Source organism: Amycolatopsis sp. WAC 04197 (assembly GCF_003947475.1).
GTDB lineage: Bacteria > Actinomycetota > Actinomycetes > Mycobacteriales > Pseudonocardiaceae > Amycolatopsis > Amycolatopsis japonica.
Window position 1 is genome coordinate 1 of record NZ_QHJK01000005.1, and the last position, 22,133, is coordinate 22,133.

18 protein-coding genes and 1 rRNA gene are annotated in these 22,133 nt (G+C 69.0%); 3 read left to right on the forward strand and 16 right to left on the reverse strand.

Features of this window, described 5'->3' with window-relative positions; genetic code table 11:
- The 11 genes from DMC64_RS20570 to argC form a co-directional block, all read right to left on the reverse strand.
- Positions 1–66, reverse strand: a 16S ribosomal RNA gene (locus tag DMC64_RS20570); the annotation flags it as partial.
- 352 nt (positions 67–418) lie between these two features.
- Entirely contained in the window at positions 419–1,693 is a 1,275-nt protein-coding gene (gene tyrS, locus DMC64_RS20575; protein WP_037345658.1) for a tyrosine--tRNA ligase, read from the reverse strand.
- A 32-nt stretch (positions 1,694–1,725) separates the two neighbouring features.
- Entirely contained in the window at positions 1,726–2,361 is a 636-nt protein-coding gene (locus DMC64_RS20580; RefSeq protein ID WP_199755042.1) for a DNA-3-methyladenine glycosylase, read from the reverse strand.
- Positions 2,362–2,529: 168 nt separating this feature from the next.
- Positions 2,530–3,945, reverse strand: a complete 1,416-nt coding sequence (argH, locus tag DMC64_RS20585; protein ID WP_016335382.1) for an argininosuccinate lyase — start codon at positions 3,943–3,945, stop codon at positions 2,530–2,532.
- Positions 3,946–3,972: 27 nt separating this feature from the next.
- Positions 3,973–4,326, reverse strand: a complete 354-nt coding sequence (locus DMC64_RS20590) for an argininosuccinate synthase domain-containing protein (protein WP_125734863.1) — start codon at positions 4,324–4,326, stop codon at positions 3,973–3,975.
- The gene (locus DMC64_RS20595; RefSeq protein ID WP_016335384.1) at positions 4,316–4,837 is read right to left on the reverse strand and encodes an arginine repressor; all 522 of its coding nucleotides are present in this window, start codon (positions 4,835–4,837) and stop codon (positions 4,316–4,318) included. Before DMC64_RS20595 ends, DMC64_RS20590 begins: the two co-directional genes overlap by 11 nt.
- Entirely contained in the window at positions 4,834–5,760 is a 927-nt protein-coding gene (gene argF, locus DMC64_RS20600; protein WP_016335385.1) for an ornithine carbamoyltransferase, read from the reverse strand. The genes DMC64_RS20595 and argF overlap by 4 nt, the downstream gene beginning before the upstream one ends.
- A gap of 16 nt (positions 5,761–5,776) precedes the next feature.
- Positions 5,777–6,970 carry an acetylornithine transaminase gene (locus tag DMC64_RS20605; protein ID WP_038511509.1) on the reverse strand — a complete coding sequence of 398 codons (1,194 nt, stop codon included), beginning with the start codon at positions 6,968–6,970 and terminating at the stop codon, positions 5,777–5,779.
- Positions 6,967–7,887 carry an acetylglutamate kinase gene (argB, locus tag DMC64_RS20610; protein WP_037345648.1) on the reverse strand — a complete coding sequence of 307 codons (921 nt, stop codon included), beginning with the start codon at positions 7,885–7,887 and terminating at the stop codon, positions 6,967–6,969. Before argB ends, DMC64_RS20605 begins: the two co-directional genes overlap by 4 nt.
- The gene (gene argJ, locus DMC64_RS20615; protein WP_125734864.1) at positions 7,884–9,044 is read right to left on the reverse strand and encodes a bifunctional glutamate N-acetyltransferase/amino-acid acetyltransferase ArgJ; all 1,161 of its coding nucleotides are present in this window, start codon (positions 9,042–9,044) and stop codon (positions 7,884–7,886) included. Before argJ ends, argB begins: the two co-directional genes overlap by 4 nt.
- Positions 9,041–10,069 carry an N-acetyl-gamma-glutamyl-phosphate reductase gene (gene argC / locus DMC64_RS20620; protein ID WP_125734865.1) on the reverse strand — a complete coding sequence of 343 codons (1,029 nt, stop codon included), beginning with the start codon at positions 10,067–10,069 and terminating at the stop codon, positions 9,041–9,043. Before argC ends, argJ begins: the two co-directional genes overlap by 4 nt.
- 91 nt (positions 10,070–10,160) lie before the next feature.
- Between argC and DMC64_RS20625 the strand changes: the two genes are divergently transcribed.
- Positions 10,161–11,126, forward strand: a complete 966-nt coding sequence (locus tag DMC64_RS20625) for a YafY family protein (protein ID WP_125734866.1) — start codon at positions 10,161–10,163, stop codon at positions 11,124–11,126.
- Between the two features lie 42 nt (positions 11,127–11,168).
- Here DMC64_RS20625 and DMC64_RS20630 read toward each other — a convergent pair whose 3' ends face one another.
- Positions 11,169–11,663 carry a helix-turn-helix domain containing protein gene (locus tag DMC64_RS20630; RefSeq protein ID WP_125734867.1) on the reverse strand — a complete coding sequence of 165 codons (495 nt, stop codon included), beginning with the start codon at positions 11,661–11,663 and terminating at the stop codon, positions 11,169–11,171.
- Positions 11,664–11,869: 206 nt separating this feature from the next.
- Here DMC64_RS20630 and DMC64_RS20635 point away from each other — a divergent pair, with 206 nt between their 5' ends.
- Complete coding sequence (locus DMC64_RS20635; protein ID WP_037345641.1) at positions 11,870–12,319, forward strand: DUF6294 family protein; 450 nt, start codon at positions 11,870–11,872, stop codon at positions 12,317–12,319.
- Between the two features lie 69 nt (positions 12,320–12,388).
- Here the strand turns inward: DMC64_RS20635 and DMC64_RS20640 are convergent, their stop codons facing one another.
- Entirely contained in the window at positions 12,389–13,975 is a 1,587-nt protein-coding gene (locus tag DMC64_RS20640) for an alpha/beta hydrolase (protein WP_125734868.1), read from the reverse strand.
- A gap of 185 nt (positions 13,976–14,160) precedes the next feature.
- Between DMC64_RS20640 and DMC64_RS20645 the strand changes: the two genes are divergently transcribed.
- Entirely contained in the window at positions 14,161–14,853 is a 693-nt protein-coding gene (locus tag DMC64_RS20645; RefSeq protein WP_125734869.1) for a DNA alkylation repair protein, read from the forward strand.
- Here DMC64_RS20645 and DMC64_RS20650 read toward each other — a convergent pair.
- The 3 genes from DMC64_RS20650 to pheS all read right to left on the reverse strand — a co-directional run bounded on the left by DMC64_RS20650 (position 14,834) and on the right by pheS (position 21,941).
- Positions 14,834–18,220 (reverse strand): tetratricopeptide repeat protein, encoded by a 3,387-nt coding sequence (locus DMC64_RS20650; RefSeq protein WP_125734870.1) that lies wholly within the window; start codon positions 18,218–18,220, stop codon positions 14,834–14,836. The genes DMC64_RS20645 and DMC64_RS20650 overlap by 20 nt on opposite strands.
- 88 nt (positions 18,221–18,308) lie before the next feature.
- Positions 18,309–20,876, reverse strand: a complete 2,568-nt coding sequence (gene pheT / locus DMC64_RS20655) for a phenylalanine--tRNA ligase subunit beta (RefSeq protein WP_125734871.1) — start codon at positions 20,874–20,876, stop codon at positions 18,309–18,311.
- Positions 20,877–21,941 carry a phenylalanine--tRNA ligase subunit alpha gene (gene pheS, locus DMC64_RS20660; protein WP_037345633.1) on the reverse strand — a complete coding sequence of 355 codons (1,065 nt, stop codon included), beginning with the start codon at positions 21,939–21,941 and terminating at the stop codon, positions 20,877–20,879. It lies immediately after the preceding gene.
- Between the last annotated feature and the right edge of the window lie 192 nt (positions 21,942–22,133).

Genomic DNA, 22,133 nt, shown 5'->3' on the forward strand with positions numbered 1-22,133 from the left:
TTCGACTTGCATGTGTTAAGCACGCCGCCAGCGTTCGTCCTGAGCCAGGATCAAACTCTCCAACAATGTCAAATTTGATCGAGGCAAATAAATACTTGCTCTCAAAGGAACCTCTTACGAGGTTTCAATACATAAGCTCTACTGGCTTAGTTCACTAGCACACTGTTGAGTTCTCAAGCAACACACCCCGAATCGCACCACCATCACAGCGGCCTTATCCGAAGCAGTCATTCCTAGCAGTTTTTGGTGGGACACCCACTCAATCGCCTGAGGCGAGAGCTTGGTTCGTGTCCCGGTCGGCCGCCCGGTTTCCCTGGCGACTTGGAGAACTTTACACGCCCCGAAAGGGCCCAAAACAGGGGGGTACCTTAACCGCGTTTCCGCAGGTCAGAGCCCCTGTTTCGGGCCCGGGCGACGATCAGCCCCCGACGCGCACGCCGGCGACGTTGCGCTTGCCCTTGCGGACCACCAGCCAGCGGCCGTGCAGAGCGTCGTCCGAGGACGGCTTCCACTCCTCGTCGACGATCTTCGTGTTGTTGACGTACGCGCCGCCTTCCTTGACGGTGCGACGCGCGGCGCCCTTGCTGTCGACGAGCCCGGCCGCGATCAGCAGGTCGACGATGGTCGACTCGCCGTTCGGGTCGACCTTGCCGTTCGGCACCTCGGCCATGGCGGCGTCGAGGGTGGACGAGTCGAGCTCACGCAGCTCTCCCCTGCCGAACAGCGCCTGGCTCGCGGCGATGACCTGGCGGGTCGCCTCTTCACCGTGCACCAGGGTGGTGAAGTCCTCGGCCAGCTTCCGCTGCGCGGACCGCAGGTGCGGACGCTGCTCGGTGTCCTCGGCCAGTGCCGCGATCTCCTCCTGCCCGAGGAAGGAGAACATCCGCAGGTAGCGGATGACGTCGGAGTCGGCGACGTTCACGAAGTACTGGAACCACGCGTACGGGGACGTCATCTCCGGGTCCAGCCAGACGCTGCCGCCACCGGTGGACTTGCCGAACTTGCGCCCTTCGGTGTCGGTGACCAGCGGCGCGGTCAACGCGTGCGTGTGGCCACCGTCGGTCCGGCGGATCAGGTCGACGCCGCCGACGAGGTTGCCCCACTGGTCCGAGCCGCCGATCTGCAGCTTGCAGCCGTACTCCCGGTACAGGTGCAGGTAGTCCTGCGACTGCAGCAGCAGGTAGCTGAACTCGGTGTAGGACATGCCGTCGGCTTCGAGGCGGCGTTTCACCGTCTCGCGGTTCAGCATGGTGTTGACCGGGAAGTGCTTGCCGACGTCGCGCAGGAACTCGACGACGGTCTGCTTGCCGGTCCAGTTCAGGTTGTTCTCGATGACCGCGCCGGTCGGCGAGTCGTCGAAGTCGACGAACCGCTCCAGCTGCCCGCGGATCCGGTCCGCCCACGCGGCGACGGTGTCCAGCGTGTTCAGCGTGCGTTCACCGGTGTCACGCGGGTCGCCGATCATGCCCGTGGCGACGCCCGCCAGCACGATCGGCCGGTGCCCGGCGCGCTGGAAACGCGAGAGCATCAGCAGCGGCACCAGGTTGCCGGCGTGCAGGCTGGGCGCGGTCGGGTCGAATCCGCAATAGAGCGTGAGGGGTCCTTGGTCGAGGTCTCGCCGCAGTGCTTCGAGGTCGGTGGATTGCGCGATCAGGCCGCGCCAGGTCAGCTCGTCAAGGATGTGCTCGCTCACGCCTGTAGATCCTCCCGCACCAGGTCAACCGACTATCGGCCGGGGGCGGCCGCCCGTCGCTTGCCACCGCGGCGGTAGGTGGAGACCGCGGGTGATCCGTCGATCCAGAACCGCCACGGCGTGTCCATCGCCATCGCGACCCCGACGCGCGGCCCGGTGCGGATGTCGGCTTCGGGGACCCGTTCGCCGGTGAACAGCCGGACGGGTGACGCGGGATCGGTCAGGTCGACGCCGTTCTCGGCGCGGTCGATGCCGAGCACCGAGGTGAGGATCGCCGGGCCTTTGGCGAGTTCGCCGTTGCCGCGCGCGGACGGCCTGCGCGCCCTGGCGATGTCCGCACCGGACACCACCTCCCCGGCACGCAGGAGCACTGCGCCCGGCTGCCCGTCTTCGGTGCCGACGACGTTCGCGCAGAAGTGCATGCCGTAGACGAAGTAGACGTACAGATGACCCGCGGGTCCCCACATGACCGCGTTGCGCGGGGTCTTGCCGCGATAGCAGTGCGACGCGGGGTCGTCGAGCCCTCGATAGGCCTCGACCTCCACCAGCCGGACCGCGACCGTGCCGTCGGGACCGCTCGCCTCGATCACCGCGCCGAGCAGGAGCGTGGACAGCTCCACCGGATCCAGCGCCAGCTCGCGCCGGGTGAACTGTCTGCCGGTCTCCACGTTCCGCACTCCCCTAACGTCGCGTTCTCCCAGGCCGACCTTAACCGGCCGCGCGGAGCGGGCCCCGGGCGAGACGAACGAGGCCGATCAGGCTCCCTGATGCGCGTGAAGGCCCCCTTCCCTCGGCTGAGTCGAGGGAAGGGGGCCTTCACGCGCTTTGGGGGTTGTTCAGCCGAGCCAGGCGCGGTGTTCGGCGACCCGCGCGACCAGACGATCCCGCTGTTCGGCGACGCGCTCCGGAGCGGTGCCGCCCCGAGCGTTGCGCGAGCTCACGGAACCTTCGACGGTCAGGACCTCGCGCACGGCCGGCGTCAGCGCCGGGTTGATCTTTTCGAACTCTTCGTCGGTCAGCTCGTCCAGGCCGACGCCGCGGGCCTCGGCGACGCGGACGCTCTCCCCCGCCGCTTCGTGCGCGACGCGGAACGGCACGCCCTGCCGGACCAGCCATTCGGCGATGTCCGTGGCGAGGGTGAAGCCGGCGGGCGCCAGTTCGGCGAGCCGGTCGGTGTGGAAGGTCAGCGTCTCGAGCATGCCCGCGATCGCCGGGAACAGCAGTTCCAGCTGCTCGACGGAGTCGAAGACCGGTTCCTTGTCTTCCTGCAGGTCACGGTTGTACGCGAGCGGCTGCGCCTTGAGCGTCGCGAGGAGCCCGGTCAGGTTGCCGATGAGCCGTCCGGCCTTGCCGCGGGTCAGCTCGGCGACGTCGGGGTTCTTCTTCTGCGGCATGATCGAACTGCCGGTCGCCCAGGCGTCGTCGAGGGTGACGTAGCCGAACTCGGCGGTGTTCCAGATGATCACCTCTTCGGCGATCCTGGACAGGTTGACCGCGAGCATCGCGACGTCGAAGGCGAACTCGGCGACGAAGTCCCGCGAGGCGGTGCCGTCGATCGAGTTCTCGACGCTGGTGTCGAAGCCCAGCTCCTCGGCGACGGCCTCCGGGTCGAGGCCGAGCGAGGATCCCGCCAGCGCGCCGGAGCCATAGGGCGACTCGGCGGTGCGAGCGTCCCAGTCACGCAAGCGGGTGACGTCGCGCAGCAGCGACTGGCCGTGTGCGAGCAGGTGGTGCGCCAGCAGGACGGGCTGGGCGTGCTGCAGGTGGGTGCGGCCCGGGAGGATCGCGTCCGGGTGCCGCTTCGCCTGCGAGACGAGTGCGTCGACGACGCCGAGGGTGCCCGCGACCACGCGGCGGGCGGCGTCGCGCAGCCACATCCGGAACAGCGTCGCGACCTGGTCGTTGCGCGAACGGCCCGCCCGGAGCTTGCCGCCGAGTTCGGTGCCGGCCCGCTCCAGGAGACCGCGTTCGAGCGCGGTGTGGACGTCCTCGTCGGCGACGGTCGGGGTGAACGCGCCCGAGGCCACGTCCTGCGCGAGGGTGTCCAGCGCGGCGAGCATGCCGGTCAGCTCGTCTTCGGTGAGCAGCCCCGCCTTCCGCAGCACCCGGGCGTGGGCCCGCGATCCGGCGATGTCGTACGGCGCCAGCCGCCAGTCGAAATGGGTCGACGCGCTCAGCGCCGCCATCGCCTCGGCCGGTCCGCTGGCGAACCGGCCGCCCCACAGCTGCACCGGCTGCTCATTCCCGCTCACAACACTCCTCGAATTCCTTGGTTCTCTTCAGGCGACTGACCGGTCGAAGGTAGCGCCTGTGGTGAAGTCGTACAGCGCGCGCTCGTCGCGCGCGGAGTTCACGACCGCGTTGCCGCGGTGCAGGACCAGCCGGACCTCGCCGGACACGCGCCCGGTGCTGACCTTTTGCAGTTCCTCGTGCGCGGTGACCAGCGCGAGCGCGCCGGGCCCCTCGTAGATCTCGCGTCCTGTGAGCCCGAAGGCGCCGATACGGCGGTTCAGCTGCTGGAAGGCCTCCAGCAGTGTCACGGTCTCCCCGTCGATGGCCACCGGTACACCTTCGTCGAAGGTGATGACCAGTTTCTCCTCCTCGTCCGGGAACGTGAACCCGTCAGGCGTCACCCTCGGTCTCCTCACCGCCGTCCACTGTGGACGACCGTCGGGCCAGCGCCATGAAACGCTCGGCCAGATCCTTGCCGGACAACGGTTCCCTCGCGATCACCGCGACCGTGTCGTCGCCGGCGATCGAGCCGACGACCTCCTCCAGCGCCGCCCTGTCGATGGCGCTGGCCAGGAACTGCGCCGCCCCCGGCGGGGTGCGCAGCACCGTCAAATTCCCCGACGAGTCCGCCGAAACGAGCAGTTCGGCGAGCAGCCGCGAAAGCCGGGACGTACCGCCCTGCACGCCGCGTACCGGGCTGCCGTCCTCCGGAATGACATACACCGGTGCGCCGGAATCGGCACCTCGGAGCTTCACCGCGCCCAGTTCGTCGAGGTCGCGGGACAGCGTCGCCTGCGTGACGTCGATACCTTCCGCGGCCAGGAGCTTCGCGAGCTCCGTCTGGCTGCGGATGGCCATCGAGGACACGAGTTCGGTGATCCGGGCCTGCCGGGTGACCCTGCTGCCGGTCATCGTCGCTTCTCGTCCATGAGCCACACCAGCAGCGCTTTCTGGGCATGCAGCCGGTTCTCGGCCTCGTCCCAGACCGCGCTCGCCGGCCCGTCGATGACCTCGTCGGTGATCTCCCAGCCGCGGTGCGCGGGCAGGCAGTGCAGCACGATCGCCTCGTCCGCGGCGCGGCGCATCAGCGCGGAGTTGACCTGCAGCTCACGGAACGGGCCGACCCGGTCGAGACCGTCGTTCTCCTGGCCCATGGAGGTCCAGGTGTCGGTGACGACGACGTCCGCGCCTTCGACGGCGGCGTACGGATCGGTGAAGACCGTGGTGCTGCCGCCGGTCTCCGTCGACCGGTGCTTGGCGTCGAGCATGACCTGCTGATCCGGCTGGAAACCCTCCGGCGAGACGACGCGGACGTGCATCCCGGCCGTTGTCCCGCCCAGCAGCAGCGAATGCGCCATGTTGTTGGCGCCGTCGCCGAGGTACACCAGGGTGAGCCCGGCGAGCTTGCCCTTACGTTCGCGGATGGTCATCAGGTCGGTGAGCACCTGGCACGGGTGGAACTCGTCGGTGAGCGCGTTGATCACCGGGATGCTCGCCGCCGAGGCCATCGCGTCGATGCGCTTCTGGGCGAAGGTCCGCCAGACGATCGCGTCGAGGTACCGCGAAAGCACGCGCGAGGTGTCTTCGATGGTCTCTTCGCGGCCGAGCTGCATGGAGCGGCCGTCGACGATGACCGGATTGCCGCCGAGCTGGGCGATGCCCACCTCGAAGGAGAACCTGGTCCGGGTGGAGTTCTTCTCGAAGATCGCCGCGACGGACTTGCCCTCCAGCGCGCGGGAGCTCAAGGGCTCGGCCTTCAGCTGGTCGGCGAGGTCCAGGATCTCGGCCTGTTCGGCCGGGCTGAGATCGTCGTCACGGAGGAAGTTGCGGAGCATGCGTGTCGTCTCTGTCCTAGGTGGTGGTGGAATCGAGCGCCCCGGGAAGGGCTTCGAGGAATCCCGCGGCCTCGTCGGCGCTCAGGATCAGCGGCGGTGCCAGCCGGATGGTGTCCGGGGCGATGGGGTTGACCAGGTACCCCGCGTCCTGCGCGGCCTTGGCGACCTTCGCCGAGACCGGTTCGCGCAAGGCGATGCCGAGCAGCAGCCCGGCCCCGCGGACCCCGGACACCAGCGGGTGGCCGAGCTCCTCCACGCGCGAGGCGATGTCCTTGCCCAGTGCGGAAACGTGGTCGTTCAGGTTGTCCTTGGCGATGGTCTTGAGCACGGCGAGCCCGGCGGCGCAGCAGACCGGGTTACCGCCGAAGGTGGTGCCGTGCTGGCCCGGTTTCACCAGCTCCCCCGCCTCGCCGACGCCGATGACCGCGCCGATCGGCAGCCCGCCGCCGAGCCCCTTGGCCAGGGTGATGACGTCCGGGACGATGCCGGCGTGCTGGAAGGCGAACCACGCGCCGGTGCGACCGATGCCGGTCTGCACCTCGTCGAGGACCAGCAGGGTCCCGGTCGCCTTGGTGATCTCCCGCGCGGCCTGGAGGTAGCCGTCCGGCGCCGGGACGACACCCGCCTCCCCGAGGATCGGCTCGAGGAACACCGCCGCCGTCTCGGTGTCCACCGCGGCGCGAAGCGCGTCGATGTCACCGTAGGGAACGTGGGTGACGCCGGGAACCAGCGGCTCGAACGCGTCGCGCTTCGACGGCTGCCCGGTCAATGTCAGCGCGCCCATGGTGCGGCCGTGGAAGGCGCCCTCGCACGCGACGACCTTGGTCCGCCCGGTGAGCCTGCTGATCTTCAGCGCGGCCTCGTTGGCCTCCGCGCCGGAGTTGACGAACAGCACCTTCGCGTTGCCGGACAGGCCGGCGACGTCCAGGAGGGTTTCGGCCAGTTCGACGGCGACCGGGTTCACGTAGAGGTTCGAGGTGTGGCCGAGTTTCGCGATCTGCTCGGTGACGGCGGCGACCACGGCGGGGTGGGCGTGGCCGAGCGCGTTGACCGCGATACCGCCCAGCAGGTCGACGTACGGCTTGCCGTCGGCGTCCCAGACCTTCGCCCCCTCACCGCGGACCAGGGTCAGCGCCGGGGTGCCGTAGTTGTCCATGAGGGAAGACTTCCAGTGCTCCTGGCCGTCGACATTGGACTTGTACGTGGTCACGGGAGCTCCGTTTCGGGGAAGACCATGGTACCGATGCCGCGGGAGGTGAAGACCTCCAGCAACACCGAATGGGCGATGCGGCCGTCGATCACGTGCGCGCGGCGGACGCCGCCGCGGATGGCGCGCACACAGGCCTCCATCTTCGGGATCATGCCGCTGGCGAGGCCGGGAAGCAGGGTTTCGAGGCGGTCCACCCGGATCCGGTCGACCAGCGAACCGCGGTCCGGCCAGTTGGCGTAAAGGCCTTCGACATCCGTTAGCACGACGAGCTTTTCCGCGCCGAGCGCCGCGGCCAGCGCACCGGCGGCGGTGTCGGCGTTGATGTTGTGCACGACGCCGTCGACGTCCGGGGCCACGGTGGAGACCACCGGGATCCGGCCCGCGTTGACGATGTCGAGCACGGCGTCCGGGTTGACCTCGGAGACCTCGCCGACGAGCCCGATGTCGACCGGCACACCGTCCACAGTGGCCTGTTTGCGCTCGGCGGTGAACAGCCGCGCGTCCTCGCCGGAGATGCCGACCGCGTACGGACCGTGCGCGTTGATCAGGCCGACCAGTTCGCGGCTGACCTGGCCGGTCAGCACCATGCGGACGATGTCCATCGTCTCGGGTGTGGTGACGCGCAGGCCGCCCTTGAACTCGCCTTCGACGCCGAGCCGGGTGAGCATCGCGGTGATCTGCGGCCCGCCGCCGTGCACCACCACCGGACGCAGCCCCACTGTGCGCAGGAAGACCATGTCCTCGGCGAAGGCCTGCTTGAGGCTCTCGTCGATCATGGCGTTGCCGCCGTACTTCACCACGACGGTGGCGCCGTGGAAACGCTGCAGCCAGGGCAAGGCCTCGATGAGGATCGCGGCCTTCTCGGCGGCCGTCGCGAGCCGCTCGTCCGCGGGGACGGTGGATTCGGAAGGGCTCATGACGAATACGCGCTGTTCTCTTCGACGTACGCGTGCGAGAGGTCGGTCGTGTAGATCGTCGCCCCGCCTTCGCCGAGGCCGAGGTCGACGACGATCTGGATGTCCCGGCCCGAAAGGTCCGCCTCGGAGCGGTCCGCCGCGGTGGTGCCCTTGGCGAAGAGGGTGACGCCGTTGATCGCGATGGAGACCTTCTCCGGGTCGATCTCCGCCGGCACGCGGCCCAGCGCCATGGCGATGCGGCCCCAGTTCGGGTCGGAACCGAACAGGGCGGTCTTGACCAGATTGTCCTCGGCGATCGTCCGGCCGACGGCGATGGCGTCGGCCTCGCTCGCCGCGCCGGCGACCGTGACGTCGACGTACTTGGTCGCGCCCTCGGAGTCCGCGCGCAGTTGCAGGACGAGGTCGAGGCTGACGGCGGTGAGGAGCTCGGTCAGTTCGGCCTCGGTCGGCTCGACACCGCTGGCACCGGACGCGAGGACGAGCACCGTGTCGTTGGTGGAAGTCCCGCCGTCGACGTCGAGCCGGTCGAAGGTCACTCCGGTGGCGGCACGCAGGGCCTTGTCCAGGACTTCGGGCGTGACGACCGCGTCGGTGGTGAGGACGGAGAGCATCGTCGCGAGGTTCGGCGCGAGCATGCCCGCGCCCTTGGCGAACCCGCCGACACTCCAGCCGCTTTCGTGCTTCGCGGCCGCCTGCTTCGGCTTGGTGTCGGTGGTCATGACCGCGGTGGCGGCGGCGAGGTCGGCCTCGTCTCCGGTGCCGAGCCGCCCGAAGGCGGTGTCCACCCCGGAGAGCAGCGCGTCCATCGGCAGCCGCTCGCCGATCAGGCCGGTCGAGCAGACCGCGACCTCGATCGCGCCGGCTTCGAAGAGTCCCGCGACCTTCTCGGCGGTCTGGTGGGTGTCCTGGAAACCGCCGGGGCCGGTGGCGGCGTTCGCGCCGCCGGAGTTGAGGACGACGGCCTTGAGCCGCTGCTGCTTGAGCACTTCCTGCGACCACAGGACGGGCGCGGCCTTGATCACGTTGCGCGTGAAGACACCGGCCGCGACCTGCAGCGGCCCGTCGTTGACGACGAGCGCGAGGTCGAGCTTGCCCTCGGCCTTGATCCCGGCGGCGACGCCCGCGGCACGGAATCCCTTCGGCTGGGTGACGGTCACGGAGCGACTCCTACGGTCGGTAGTCCGGTGGTTTCGGGGAGGCCGAGGGCGATGTTCATCGACTGGACGGCGCCGCCCGCGGTGCCCTTGGTCAGGTTGTCGATGGCCGCGACCACGATCAGGCGCCGGGTGTCGGCGTCGACGGTGACCTGCAGCTGGACGTTGTTCGAGCCGACGACCGAAGCCGAAGACGGCCACCGGCCCTCGGGCAGCAGCTGGACGAACGGCTCGGTGGCGTACGCCTTTTCGTAGACCTCGCGGGCGTCTTCGGCGTCCAGATCGGTCTTGAGGGCGGCGCTCGCGGTGGTGAGGATCCCGCGCGGCATCGGGGCCAGCACCGGGGTGAACGAGACCTTGACCCGCTCGCCCGCGACCGCGGACAGGTTCTGCGCGAACTCGGGAGTGTGCCGATGGGCGCCACCGACGCCGTACGCCGTGGCCGAGCCCATCACCTCCGAACCGAGGAGGTTCGGCTTCAGGCTCTTGCCCGCGCCCGAGGTCCCGGTGACGGCGACGACGTTGATCTCCGGCTCGACCAGGCCCGCGGCGAGCGCCGGGGCGAGGGCGATCGAACCGCCGGTCGGGAAGCAGCCGGGGACCGCGATGCGTTTGGTCCCGGCGAGACGTTCGCGTGCTCCGGGGAGCTCGGGAAGCCCGTACGGCCACTGCCCGGCGTGGTCTCCGCCGTACCAGCGCTGCCAGTCGGCCGCGTCCGAGAGGCGGTGGTCCGCGCCGAGGTCGACCACCAGGACGTCCGGGCCCAGTTGCGCGGCGATGGCGCCGGAGTGACCGTGGGGCAGGGCGAGGAAGACGACGTCGTGTCCGGCCAGGGTCTCCGGGGTCGTCTCCAGCAGGACCCTGTCCGCCAGCGGGGCGAGGTGCGGCTGATGCTGGACGAGTGGCGTCCCCGCGGAGCTGGCCGCGGTGAGCGCGCCGATCTGGATTTCGGGATGGGTCAGCAGCAGGCGCAGGAGTTCGCCGCCCGCGTACCCGCTGGCTCCGGCCACCGCGATCTTCACCGTCATACGCATGATTATGCACTCCCATGCAAGTTCAATCAAACAAAGTCGTGTGGCTCACCCGATACGGCACTCCGTACGAGGCATCCTTGACCGCATGACCGACACGCCCGCCCGGCTGCTCAGCCTGCTGTCGCTCCTGCAGACCCCGCGCGAGTGGCCTGGCAGCGAGCTCGCCGAACGGCTGGAGGTCAGCCCGCGGACCATCCGGCGCGACATCGACCGGCTGCGTGAGCTCGGTTACCCCGTCGAGGCGTCGCGAGGCTCCGAGGGCGGCTACCGGCTGGGCGCCGGCACGGCGATGCCACCGCTGCTGCTCGACGACGAGGAGGCCGTCGCGATCGCGGTCGGTCTCCGCGGCGCCGCCGGGCAGGCGATCTCGGGTATCGAGGAGTCTTCGGTGCGGGCGCTCGCCAAACTCGAGCAGGTGCTGCCTTCGCGGCTGCGTTATCGCGTCGGCGCGCTGGGCGCCGCGACCGTGCCGCTCCCCGGCACGGGTCCCGCGGTGGATCCGGAACATCTCACCGTCTTCGCGGGCGCGATCGCCAACACCGAGCGGACCCGGTTCACCTACCGCACCAGCGACGGGACCGAATCCCGGCGGCACGTCGAACCGCACCGGCTCGTCTCCGCCGGACGCCGCTGGTACCTGCTCGGCTACGACCTCGACCGGGACAACTGGCGGATCTTCCGCGCGGACCGGGTCTCGGAGCCGAGGGCGACCGGCGGCCGGGCCACTCCGAGACAGCCACCCGCGGAGGACGTGGCGGCCTATGTCACCGACAAGATGTACAGCCTCCTTCCCACTTACAGCGCACGCGTGACCCTGCACGCGCCGATCGGCCGGGTCGCCCCCGCGATCGGCGAGGGGTTCGGCGAACTGGAATCGCTGGACGACGAGACCTGCGTTTTCCACGCGGGCACGGACACCCTGGACTGGCTCGCGTTCCGGCTCCTCGGGCTCGGCTGCGAATTCACCGTGCACGAGCCGCCGGAACTGATCGGGCACCTCCGGAAGATGGCCGCGCGGGCGGAACGCGGAGCCGGGTCCACAGTGGACTGACGGCGGCCGCGAGAGACCGAAGGCCCTCGCGACCGCCGGTGTTCAGTCGAGTTCAGCCACCTCTCGTTGGCTCGGCGGGATGGGGAGATACGCGCCCCGGCGCTCCGGGTCACAGCCGACCCTGGGCAACCGGGCACGGATACCGCCCGGTGTCCGCTCGAACCGCCGCGCGATCTCCTCGACACTTTCCCCGGCGAGCCAACGGCTTTCCAGTTCCGCGTCCAGCTCGTCGGACCACGGCAGGCCCTGTTGCGCGGGACGGTCCGCCGATCTTCGGCGGCCGTTCCGGCCGGTGCCCCGTCCGGCGAACGCCAGGAGGGTGTCGGAAAGGACGGTCGCCAAGGCCGGTACGGCTTCGGCGTCGATATCGAGCCTGCCTTCGGCGACAGGCTCCTCCAGCGGTCCGGCTCCGCCGACCATGACGGTCACCCAGCGGTCTTCCCCGGCCGCGCCGCCACCCTCACGGGCGGCGACCTCGATGCGATAAACGGTGTCCTGCACCCGGATCTCGGTCCGGTGCTCTTCGACGATGGTCATGCCGGGGACGGTAACGGGCGGGCCTGACAATTCGCCGGTGCGGCGAGGGGATTCGGTGCGTGACCGGAACTTTCATCGCATTCGCGGGCGCGAGGGGGCCGGTCATGGCCCTATCGGCCACCCCCGTTGCCGCACCTAAGTGATCTCGACCGCGATCATCCGCAGGTTAGCTTTGCTCATCGGTTCGTCCACGATGGGGAGGAAAAATGACGACCAAGGCACGTCGGATGGCGCTTTTCGTGACAATGCTCGTGCTCGCGATCGGGACCGTCTTCGCCACGCCGGCCTCGGCCGGGACGACGGCGTCCACCACCACACTGGCCACCTGCACCGGAGCGAATTCCTGCTGGTTCACCTGGGGTCGCATCCAGGCCGGGGACTGCACGATGGACAACGCGAAGTGGACTCTCAGGCGCGACGGCAGCGCTTCGTTCGAGGCGACGATCGTCAGCAGCGACAGCAACGACGCTTGGCTGATGTGGGTGAACATCTTGGACAGCAACGGCATCGTCCTCGGGCCCATCCATCACGGCGGTGACACCAAGTTCGTCAAAGGCACCGTCAAGAACGTGTGGCACTGGTGGTTCGCCGAGGGATCGTTCGACGCCAGGTTCTTCGACCGCATCCACAGCATGCGGATGACGAGCCACTGCTGAGAAGCGCGAGAGCGAAGAAATGCCCCGGTCCGGAAACCCGGACCGGGGCATCGCGACATCCTTAGTCACTCAGAAAGGCAGCGCCTGAGCCAGCGCCTCCTTCTTCACTTCGGCGACCGAAGACGGCGCATCCGACTTCGCGGCCGCGGAAGCACCGGCCGGAACCGGCTGCGGGACCGCGGCGCACTGCACGTCCGAACCGTTGCCCGGCTTGCGCACGGGCAGCTTTCCGGTCAGCAGGTAATCCGCGATCTTGTCGTCCACACAGGACACACCGGACAGCGAGCCCGAGTGCGTCGTGCCACCCGGAGCGCTGATCAGGCTGGAGTTCGGGTAGCGCTTGCGGACCTCGAGGCTGCCGGGGTACGGCGTCGCGGCGTCGTTCTCCTCGTTGACCAGCAGGATGCCGGGGACCTTGCTCCCGTCGATCTCCACCGGCTTGCCCGGCTTCGCGGGCCAGTCGAGGCACGGGGCGTTGAACCAGGCGTTGCCCCAGGTCTCGAACGGAGCCCGGAAGTGCGTGACCCAGTTGTCGAACTTCCAGCGGGGCCAGCTCTGCGGCCACGCCACGTCGGTGCACTGCACGGCCGCGTACACCGCGTAGCCGTTGTCCTGACCCGGCGGGTTGGAGTCGTCGTACAGGCCCTTCAAGGTCTGCCAGTCACCCTTGTGCACCCAGCCCGAGAAGGCGTTCGCGATGTCTTCCCAGCCGAAGACGTAGTAACCGGCCTGCAGGAAGATGTCCGTCCACTCGGAACCGCCGATGACGCCGCCCGCGGGCTTGTCGTACAGCTTCTTCTGCTCGGCGTACCACAGCTTCTCGACCGCGGCGGCGGTGTTGCCGAGGTGGTAGACGGAGTCGTACTTGGCGAGCCAGCCGAAGTAGGTCTTGATGTTCTTGTCGAAGGCGATGTCCTGGTTCAGGTTCGCCTTGTACCAGACGTCGCGGGGGTCGACGGTGCCGTCGAACACCATCCGCCGCACGTTCTGCGGGAACAGCGTGCTGTAGACCTGCCCGAGGTAGGTGCCGTAGGAGAAGCCGTAGTAGTTGATCTGCTTCTCGCCCAGCGCCTTGCGCAGGCTGTCGACGTCCTTCGCCACATCGATGGTCTTGATGTGGTCGAGGATCGCGCCGTTCTTGGCGCACGCCTTCGCGTAACCCTTCGCCTTCTCACGCCACGCCGTCTCGATGGCGCGCGTGGTCGGCACGTACTGCGGGCGGTTGTAGGAGGCGTAGTTGCCGTCGCAGGTCAGCGACGGCTTGCTCTCCCCCACGCCGCGCGGGTCGAAGCCGATCCAGTCGTACTCCTCACCCGCCTTCTTGGGGACGGCCCGGCCGAGCGTCGACAGCCCGAGGCCCGAACCGCCGGGGCCACCCGGGTTGACGATCATGACGCCCTGCGACTGGGCGGACTTGTGCTTCACCCGCGAGACGGCGATCGAGATCTTCTCCCCGCCCGGCTTCGCGTAGTCCAGCGGGACCTCGAGGAAACCGCATTCCGCGCCGGCCTTGACCAGGCTCGGGCGCGTACAGGCTCCCCAGGAGATGGGCTTCGGATCGAAGTCCGACGCCGAGGCGGCCGTGGCGGAGGGAGCGAGCGCCATGGTGCCGACGCCGATCCCCGCGACCGCCAGGGCGGCAACGAATTTCTTCACTGTGTTCCTTTTCGTCCGCGTTCGACCCGGTCGGGCCGAAGCTACCGAGAACCGGCTTCAATCTCGCTGACCGACACGTTGACCGCCATCCCTCTTTAGTCGGTATCCGCTCCCCGATCCGGGCATATCAGTCTTGTCGGTCCCCTGTCGTACGCTCGCGGCGCCCACTGGGGAAAGGAGAACGCATGGACGAGGTGAAAAGCCTGGTTTCGGCGGTTCGCAACGGTTTGGCCGCGCTGGCCGATCCGGGGAAAGCGCCGTCGATGCGGGCGTACATGAAGTCGGAAATGCCGTTCCTCGGTGTGGCGTCCCCGCCTCGGACGGCCCTGCTGAAGCGGGTCTACGCCGAAAATCCGCTACCCGATCGTGTGAGCTTTTCGACGGCAATTCTCACGTTGTGGCGGGAGGCCGAGTTCCGGGAAGAGCGCTATGCGGCGATCGCCCTTTCCGGGCATCGCGCGTACACCCGTTGGCAGGACGTCGATCTGCTCGGCCTGTACGAGGAGATGATCGTGACGGGCGCGTGGTGGGACTATGTGGACGAAGTCGCCATCCGCCGGATCGGGCCGATCCTCCGCGCGGAACCGGAGACGGTGACCACGCTGATGCTGACCTGGGCCTACGACGAGGACAGGTGGCGCCGCCGTACCGCGGTCATCTGCCAGATCGGGGCCAAGGGCGGAACGGACACCGATCTGCTCACCCGTGCCGTCGAGGCGAATATCGACGACAAGGACTTCTTCCTGCGCAAAGGAATCGGCTGGGCCCTGCGCGAGTACGCGAAGACCGAGCCGGATTGGGTGCGCGCGTTCGTCGCCGCCCATCCGGCACTGTCCACTCTGTCCAGGAAGGAGGCGCTCAAGCACCTGGGAGGGTGAGCACCGGCCTGGGGATGAGGGCGATGAGACCCTCGATCACCCCGCCGAGTTCGGGCACCAGCACTCGTAGCTCCTTGAGATCGCGCAGCAACTCCAGGCGCGTCTCCTGTGGCGCGCCCTTTTCGAGCAGGGCCTCGAGGCCACGGGTCACTTCTTCCTCACGGCCGAGGACGAGGAGGTAGAAGAGCGGTTGGACCTGGGCGTCCCAGTCGAAGTCGCCGGAAGCAGATCGGGACGAAGCCTTGTCGAGGCCTTCGTTCAGCGCCTGGCGGGCTTCTTCGGTCTTCCCGGTCTTCAGCCAGACGAGGGTGAGGAGGTTGTGCGCCCAGCCGAATTCCGGCGCGAGCGGGGCCAGAAGCGTCTCCGCCTCGTCGAACTCCCCCGCGAACAACAAGGCCTCCCCGAGGCTCTCGCGGTATTCGGAGTCCTCGGGATCCGAGGCGACCAGTTCGCGCAGCTCCCGGATGGCCTCCTGGTATTCGCCTGCGCGGCAGCGGATGTCCGCATGCAGTGCGCGGGCGCTCTCTTCGTGCCCTGCTTCCAGCGCGCTTTCCGTGTCGGCCAACGCGCCTTCCAGATCACCGAAGAGGAAGCGATGGCGAGCGCGCCGGTAGGCGGCGTATCCGCTGCCCTGCCCCAGACGCACCCCTTCGTCCAGGGCGGCCCGGGCTTCGTCGTGACGGTCGAGACCTCTGAGAATGTCGCCCCGGGTGGTGTGGAAGAAGGCCATCTCCGGGCTCGCCGCCACCGCGACGTCGATGTCGGCGAGAGCCTCCGCGAAGTCGCGGGCGCGCTGATGGGTCATGGCGCGCCAGGTGTGCGCCCATTCGTTGCCGGGTTCGAGTTCGATCGCGCGGCTCAAGGACTCGATCGCTTCTTGATTCCTCCTCAGCCGGCTGAGCATCATCCCTCGCTGCAGGTGATTCTCGGCGTCTTCGGGAGCGAGTTCGATCGCACGCTCGTAATCGGCGAGCGCCGCCTCACGATCGTCCAGCTCGTCATGCGCCTGGCCGCGCATGTAGTACGCCCACTCGTAGTCCGGGTCGATCCGCAGCGCGGCGGTGAAACCGTCCACGGCGAGCCGGTATCGCTCAGCGCGGTGGTGGAAGGCGGCCCGGATCGCGTGGGCCCTGGCGCTGCCGGGATCCGCCGCGACGATCGCGTCGAAGGCCGCCGACGCGGCATCCCCGTCTTCGGTCCGCTCCAGGAACAACGCCAGCTCGGTCAGGTAGTAGACGTCTTTGGGGCGGAGGGCGGCGGCCGCGCGGTGACCGGCGAGTGCTTCTTCGTCGTCTCCCAGCTCGGCGAACAGCGTGGCCCGGTAGTGGACGGCCCAGGCGTAGTCGGGATCGAGCCGGATCGCGATGTCGATCTCGTCGATCGCCTTCCGGACGTCGCCGCGTTTGAAATGCACCTCGCTCCGGATGGAGTACGCCCACGTGTGGTCGGGCTGCAGGCGGACGGCCTCGTCGAGGTCCGCCATCGCGCCGTCGAGATCGCCGAGCTCGGCACGGGCGGAACCGCGTCCACGCCACGAATAGGCGTAACCGGGATCGAGCTCGATCGCCCGGTTCAGATCCGACAACGCCCGTTCCCAGTCACCCTCGTTGCGGAACAGGTTGCCCCGGTCGCTCCACGGGTAGGGGTCGGCGGGGTTCAGATCGAGAGCCCGATCGAAGTCGCGTGTCGCCGCGGCGATGTCGTCCTGTCCTTCGTGGGCCCACGCGCGCCGCCGGATCACCGTCGAAAGCCGGGCAGCGTCGAGTTCACCCGCGCCGGCGAGCAGGTCGAGCACCGGGATCTCCCTCGGGCCGTCGCCGTCGCCGATCGCGGCGGCCAGCCGTTGTCCCCAGCCCAGTACCGAAGGCGCGTCCGCGTCGACACCCGCCTGCTCCATCATGCGTGCCCAAGCGCGTGCGGGAGCGATACCGGTGGTGATCATCTCGGCCGCGCCGAGCAGCGCGTCCGGCAACGCGTCGGCCGGGGCGCCGCAGAGCCGGTGATAGGTCTGTTCGAGCTTCCTCTTCTGCCAGCGCTCGTCGCTCCAGGCGTCGCGATGGCTGCTCAGGCCGAGTTCGGCACATCGGCCTTCGTAGTACTCGGCGAGCCGAAGGTGGCGTTCGGCGAACTCGGCGGGCGAACGCCCGCGTTCCAGCCGCACCATCGGGCCGCGGACCACCGGGTGGTAGCGCACCGGAAGCTCGCGGCGCCCGACGAACGGCAGTTCCCGCAGCCAGCGGAAGGTCTCCCCCGCGGTCTCCTTCCCGGTCAGCACGCCGATGACGTCCTCGTCGAGCAAACGGGGCAGCGACGCGGTGGCGGCGATGTCCTTCCTGGCCTTTTCCGGGACCCAGTGCAGGAATCGCTTGACCGCGTCATCGCTGGGATCGCCGACGGCGTCCGCTCCGACGGGGTTCCCGCGGGCCAGCATGGCGACCAGGACGGGCAGGCCGTCGGTCAGCCGCAGCACGATCTCGATGACCTGTTCGTCGGTGATCCCGTGTTCGGCGAGCAGGCGCCGTGCCTCCGGCTCGGTGAACGGCCGGAGTTCGATCTCGCGCATCAGCGGCGCGTGCCGGTTCCAGTTCGCCTCGTCCAGCGGGAACTGACCGGCGACGGTGAGCACCAGGTTCTGCGGCAGATCGCCGTACAGTCCGGCGAACAGGTCGAGCAGCCAGGTCTCCAGCACCGGCGCGGTCCGCTCGAAGGTGTCGAAGAACAGCGCGATCTGCCGCGTCTCCGGAATACGCCACAGATCTTCGACGAACGGTTTGGTGAGCTCCTCCGCCGGTTCGAGGAGCAGCTGGACATCGGCCTTCCGCTTGAACCTCGCCGCGAGGTAGACCTGGAGCTGCTCCAGCTGTTTCGCCGTCGCGTCCGCGTCGATCGCGTCGGCGGCGATACTTCCGCCTGGCAGTGTCTTCGCGACACCGAGACCCGCCTTGACCACGGTCTTCGTCACGAGGGCGCGGCCCGCGGCGGGAGCCTGCGGATCGCTGTGAAGCCGTTCCCTCGCCTTGAGATAGGACTCGTAGCGCTTCTCGAAGCGGCGCATCTCGTACCCGCCGCGAGCGAGGTCCTTCGCCAGTTTGACCAACGTCGCGGGCAAATCCTGCTGCCGGTCGTCGGCGAACCCGACGGCGGCGCGCGCTTCCTCGGCGATACCGCGAAGCTGGTCGAGGAGGAACGACTTGCCGACCCCCGCGAGACCGTGCACCGAGTACAGATACCGGCGGCGCCGGTCGTCGCCGGACAACCCCAGATTGTTTCGGAAGTCCTCGCGTTCCCCGACCCTGCCGACGAAACCGTCGCTCAGCCTGGCGCGGGCGATGTCTTGGATGCTGGACCGGCCGTCTGGACGTGACACAAGTCCTCACTTTGCCACACCTGAAGCGCGTGAAGGCCCCCTTTCCTCGGCTGAGCCGAGTGAAGGGGGCCTTCACGGAACTACAGGGTCAGGCCCGCAGGCTCGCGCCGAAGCGTTCACCGGCGACCGCGACGGCGGCGTCGCGGGCCTTGGTGGCCTCGTCGACGGTCAGCGTGCGGTCCGCGGCACGGAACCGCAGCTTGTACGCCACCGAACGCTTGCCCTCGCCCACCTGCTCGCCCTGGTAGGAGTCGAACAGCGTGATGTCCTCGAGCAGTTCGCCCGCGCCTTCGCGCAGCGCCTCGGCCAGATCCGCCGACGGCACACCCGCGTCGGCGACAAGAGCGACGTCGAGCAGCACCGGCGGGTACGCCGAGATCCGCGGCGCCGGACGGTCGTCCGGGATCGGGATGGCGTCCAGGTCCAGCTCCATCGCGACGGTGCGCGGAGGCAGCCCGAGCGCCTCGACGACCTTCGGGTGCAGCTCACCGGCGTAACCGACCGGCCACTGCCCCACCCGCAGCTGCGCGCAGCGGCCGGGGTGCCACGGCGGCTGATCCGCCGCGGCCGTGGTCAGCTCGACACCGGCGGCCTGCGCCACCAGCCGGGCGGCCTGAACCGCGTCGGCCCAGTTCGCCTGCTCACCCTCGCCCCACCAGCCGGCGCGAGCGCGCTGACCGGCGAGCACGACGGCGACGTGCAGCGGCTGCGGCGGCACGGCCGCCTCCAGCACCGCGAGCTCCTCGTCGGTCGGGCGCCGGTCGACCCCGAGCGAAGGCATCGGGATCGGGTTCGGCCCGGGCAGCACGACCTGCCCGATGTGGAACAGCGAGACATCTTTGAAGCCACGGGAAATATTGCGCTGCAAGATCTCCAGCAGTCCCGGAAGCAAGGTGCTCGCCATCCGGTCCTTGTCCGCCTCCAGCGGGTTGCGGACCTTGACGGTGCTGCGGCGGACGTCGTCCTCGGGCAGCCCGAACGAATCCCAGACCGTGTCCGAGATGAACGGGAAGGGCAGCACCTCGACGTAGCCGTTCTCCGCCAGAGCACGCGCGACCGAGCGGCGACGACGCTGTGTGTCGGTGAGCCCACGGCCGGCCGGGGCGTCGGGCAGCACCGACGGGATGCTGTCGTAGCCCTCCAGCCGGAGCACCTCCTCCACCAGGTCGGCGGGCTGCACGAGGTCGCCACGCCAGCTCGGCGGGACCGCGGTCACCAGTGCGGTGCCGTCCTCCGACGTGCCCACGTTGACCTTGCACCCGATCTGCGAAAGCCGTTTGACCGTGACACCGCGCTCGTAGCGCACCCCGGCCACTTGGTCGGGCAGGCTGATCGGCATGGTCACCGGCGGGTTCGGCTCGACGCCGCCCTCGTCGGTGCGGCCGGGCAGGATCGAGCCCTCGCCGTACTGACGCAGCAGGCGCGCCGCGAACTCGACGGCCACCGCGCACAACTGCGGGTCGGTGTAGCGCTCGAACCGCTTGGCCGCCTCGGAGAACAGCTTGTGACGGCGGGCCGTCCGGCTGATCGACGACGGGTCCCAGTGCGCCGCTTCGAGCAGCACGTCGGTGCTCTCCGGCGTGATCTCGGTCGACGCGCCGCCCATCGTACCCGCCAGCGAGATGACCCCGCTGTCGTCCGCGATCACCACGTCGTCCGCGTCGAGCGTGCGCTCGACATCGTCCAAAGTGGTCAGTTTCTCGCCCGGTTTCGCCTTGCGCACCACCAGATCGCCCTTGACCGAACCGGTCGCGAACGCGTGCAGCGGATGCCCGAGTTCGAGCATGACGTAGTTGGTCACGTCGACGGCGAGCGAGATCGACCGGATCCCCGCCAGCATCAGGCGGCGGCGCATCCACCACGGCGTCGGCGCGGTCGCGTCGAGGTTCTTGACCCGGCGCAAGACGAACCGCTTGCAGCCCTCGGTGTCTTCGAGGTGCACCGGCCAGACGTCGCTCTCGGCCTCGGGGACCTCGATGGACGCCGGGTCGCCGAACGGGACGTCGAGCGCGTTGGACAGCTCGCGGGCCAGGCCGCGGACCGACAGCGTGTACCCGCGGTCCGGGGTCGGCGTGACCTCGAGGACGGTGTCGTCGAGGCCGAGCAGCTTGGTCGCGTCTTCGCCGGGGCTGGCCGTGCTCGGCGGCAGCACCAGGATGCCGGAGTGGTCGTCGCCGATGCCGAGTTCGCTCGCGGAGCAGATCATGCCGTCGCTGAGGCGGCCGTAGGTCTTGCGCGAACCGATCTCGAAACCACCGGGCAGCACGGTGCCGGGCAGCGCGACGACGACCAGGTCGCCCTCGGCGAAGTTCGTGGCACCGCAGATGATCCCGCGGGTCTTGATCCCCGTGGGGCCTTCGTCCTCGAAGGGACCTTCGTCGTCGTCCTCGTCGTCGAGGTTCTCGTCCGGCTTGTCGGCGTCCTCGTCCTCCGACTCGCCGACGTCGACCCGGCAGAACCGGACCGGCTTCTTGAACTCGGTGAGCTCCTCGATCTCGGCGACGCGGCCGACCACGAGCGGGCCGGTGACCGGTTCGAGTTTCCGGACGTCGTCGACCTCGATGCCGATCCGCACGAAGGCGTCGGCCAGATCCTGGGCCGTGACCTCTTCGTCGACGTCGAGGTGTTCGATCAGCCAGCTGGCTGGGACCTTCACTCAGGCCTCCGTTCCGAAGGGCAGGGTGAACCTGATGTCGCCCTCCACCATGTCGCGCATGTCCGGAATTCCGTTGCGGAACTGCAGGGTGCGCTCGATACCCATGCCGAAGGCGAAGCCCGAGTAGACCTCGGGATCGACGCCGCAGGCACGCAAGACGTTGGGGTTGACCATGCCGCAGCCGCCCCATTCGACCCAGCCGGGGCCGCCCTTCTTCTCCTCGAACCAGACGTCGACCTCGGCCGACGGCTCGGTGAACGGGAAGAAGTGCGGACGCAGGCGCGTCTTCGAGGTCCCGCCGAACATCGCGCGGGCGAAGGCGTCGAGGGTGCCCTTGAGGTGCGCCATCGTCAGGCCCTTGTCCACCGCGAGCCCTTCGACCTGCGAGAACACCGGCGTGTGCGTGGCGTCGAGTTCGTCGGTCCGGTAGGTGCGGCCGGGGCAGACGACGTACACGGGCAGGTCGCGGTGCAGCAGCGTGCGGGCCTGCACCGGCGAGGTGTGCGTCCGCAGCACCAGGCCGGAGTCCTCCTCGCCGAGGTAGAACGTGTCCTGCAGCTGGCGCGCGGGGTGGTCCTTGCCGAAGTTCAGCGCGTCGAAGTTGAACCACTCGGCTTCGAGCTCCGGGCCGTCGGCGACCTCGTAGCCCATCGCGACGAACGCGTCGGCGATCCGCTCCGAGAGGGTCGCGATCGGGTGCCGGGCGCCGCGGGGCACGCGGTCCCACGGCAGCGTGACGTCGACGGCCTCCTCGCGGAGCACCCGCTCGTCACGTTCCGCCTGGAGCACCGCGCGGCGGGCGTCGAAAGCGGACTGGATGCCCTGGCGCGCTTCGTTGACCCGCTTGCCTGCCTCGGCCTTCTCCTGCTTCGGCAGGGCGCCGATCTCGCGGCGGGCGAGCAGCAGCGGAGACTGGTCCCCGAGGTGGGCGGGTTTGACCGCGGCCAGCGCGTCGAGATCCGCCGCGGCCGCGAAATCCGTCTCGGCCTGTTTGACGGCGGCCGTCAACGTTTCCGGCGCGAGCGCCCCCGCCTGGGGGTCCTGCTTGTCGTTGGCTTCGGACATAACTCCTCGGCGTCCGCTGGGACTGGTCCGGTGCACGCGAGCGCACACATGGGTTTAGCAGCTGCTGAATTCTATGGGACAGCGAACGGCGGCCCCCGATCACCCTCGGGCTGGGCACACCGTCACTCGGGAGTGCGAAAACGCGCTCTACGCCGTAAACAAGGTGCTGGAACGAACACTGCGTTCCATGAG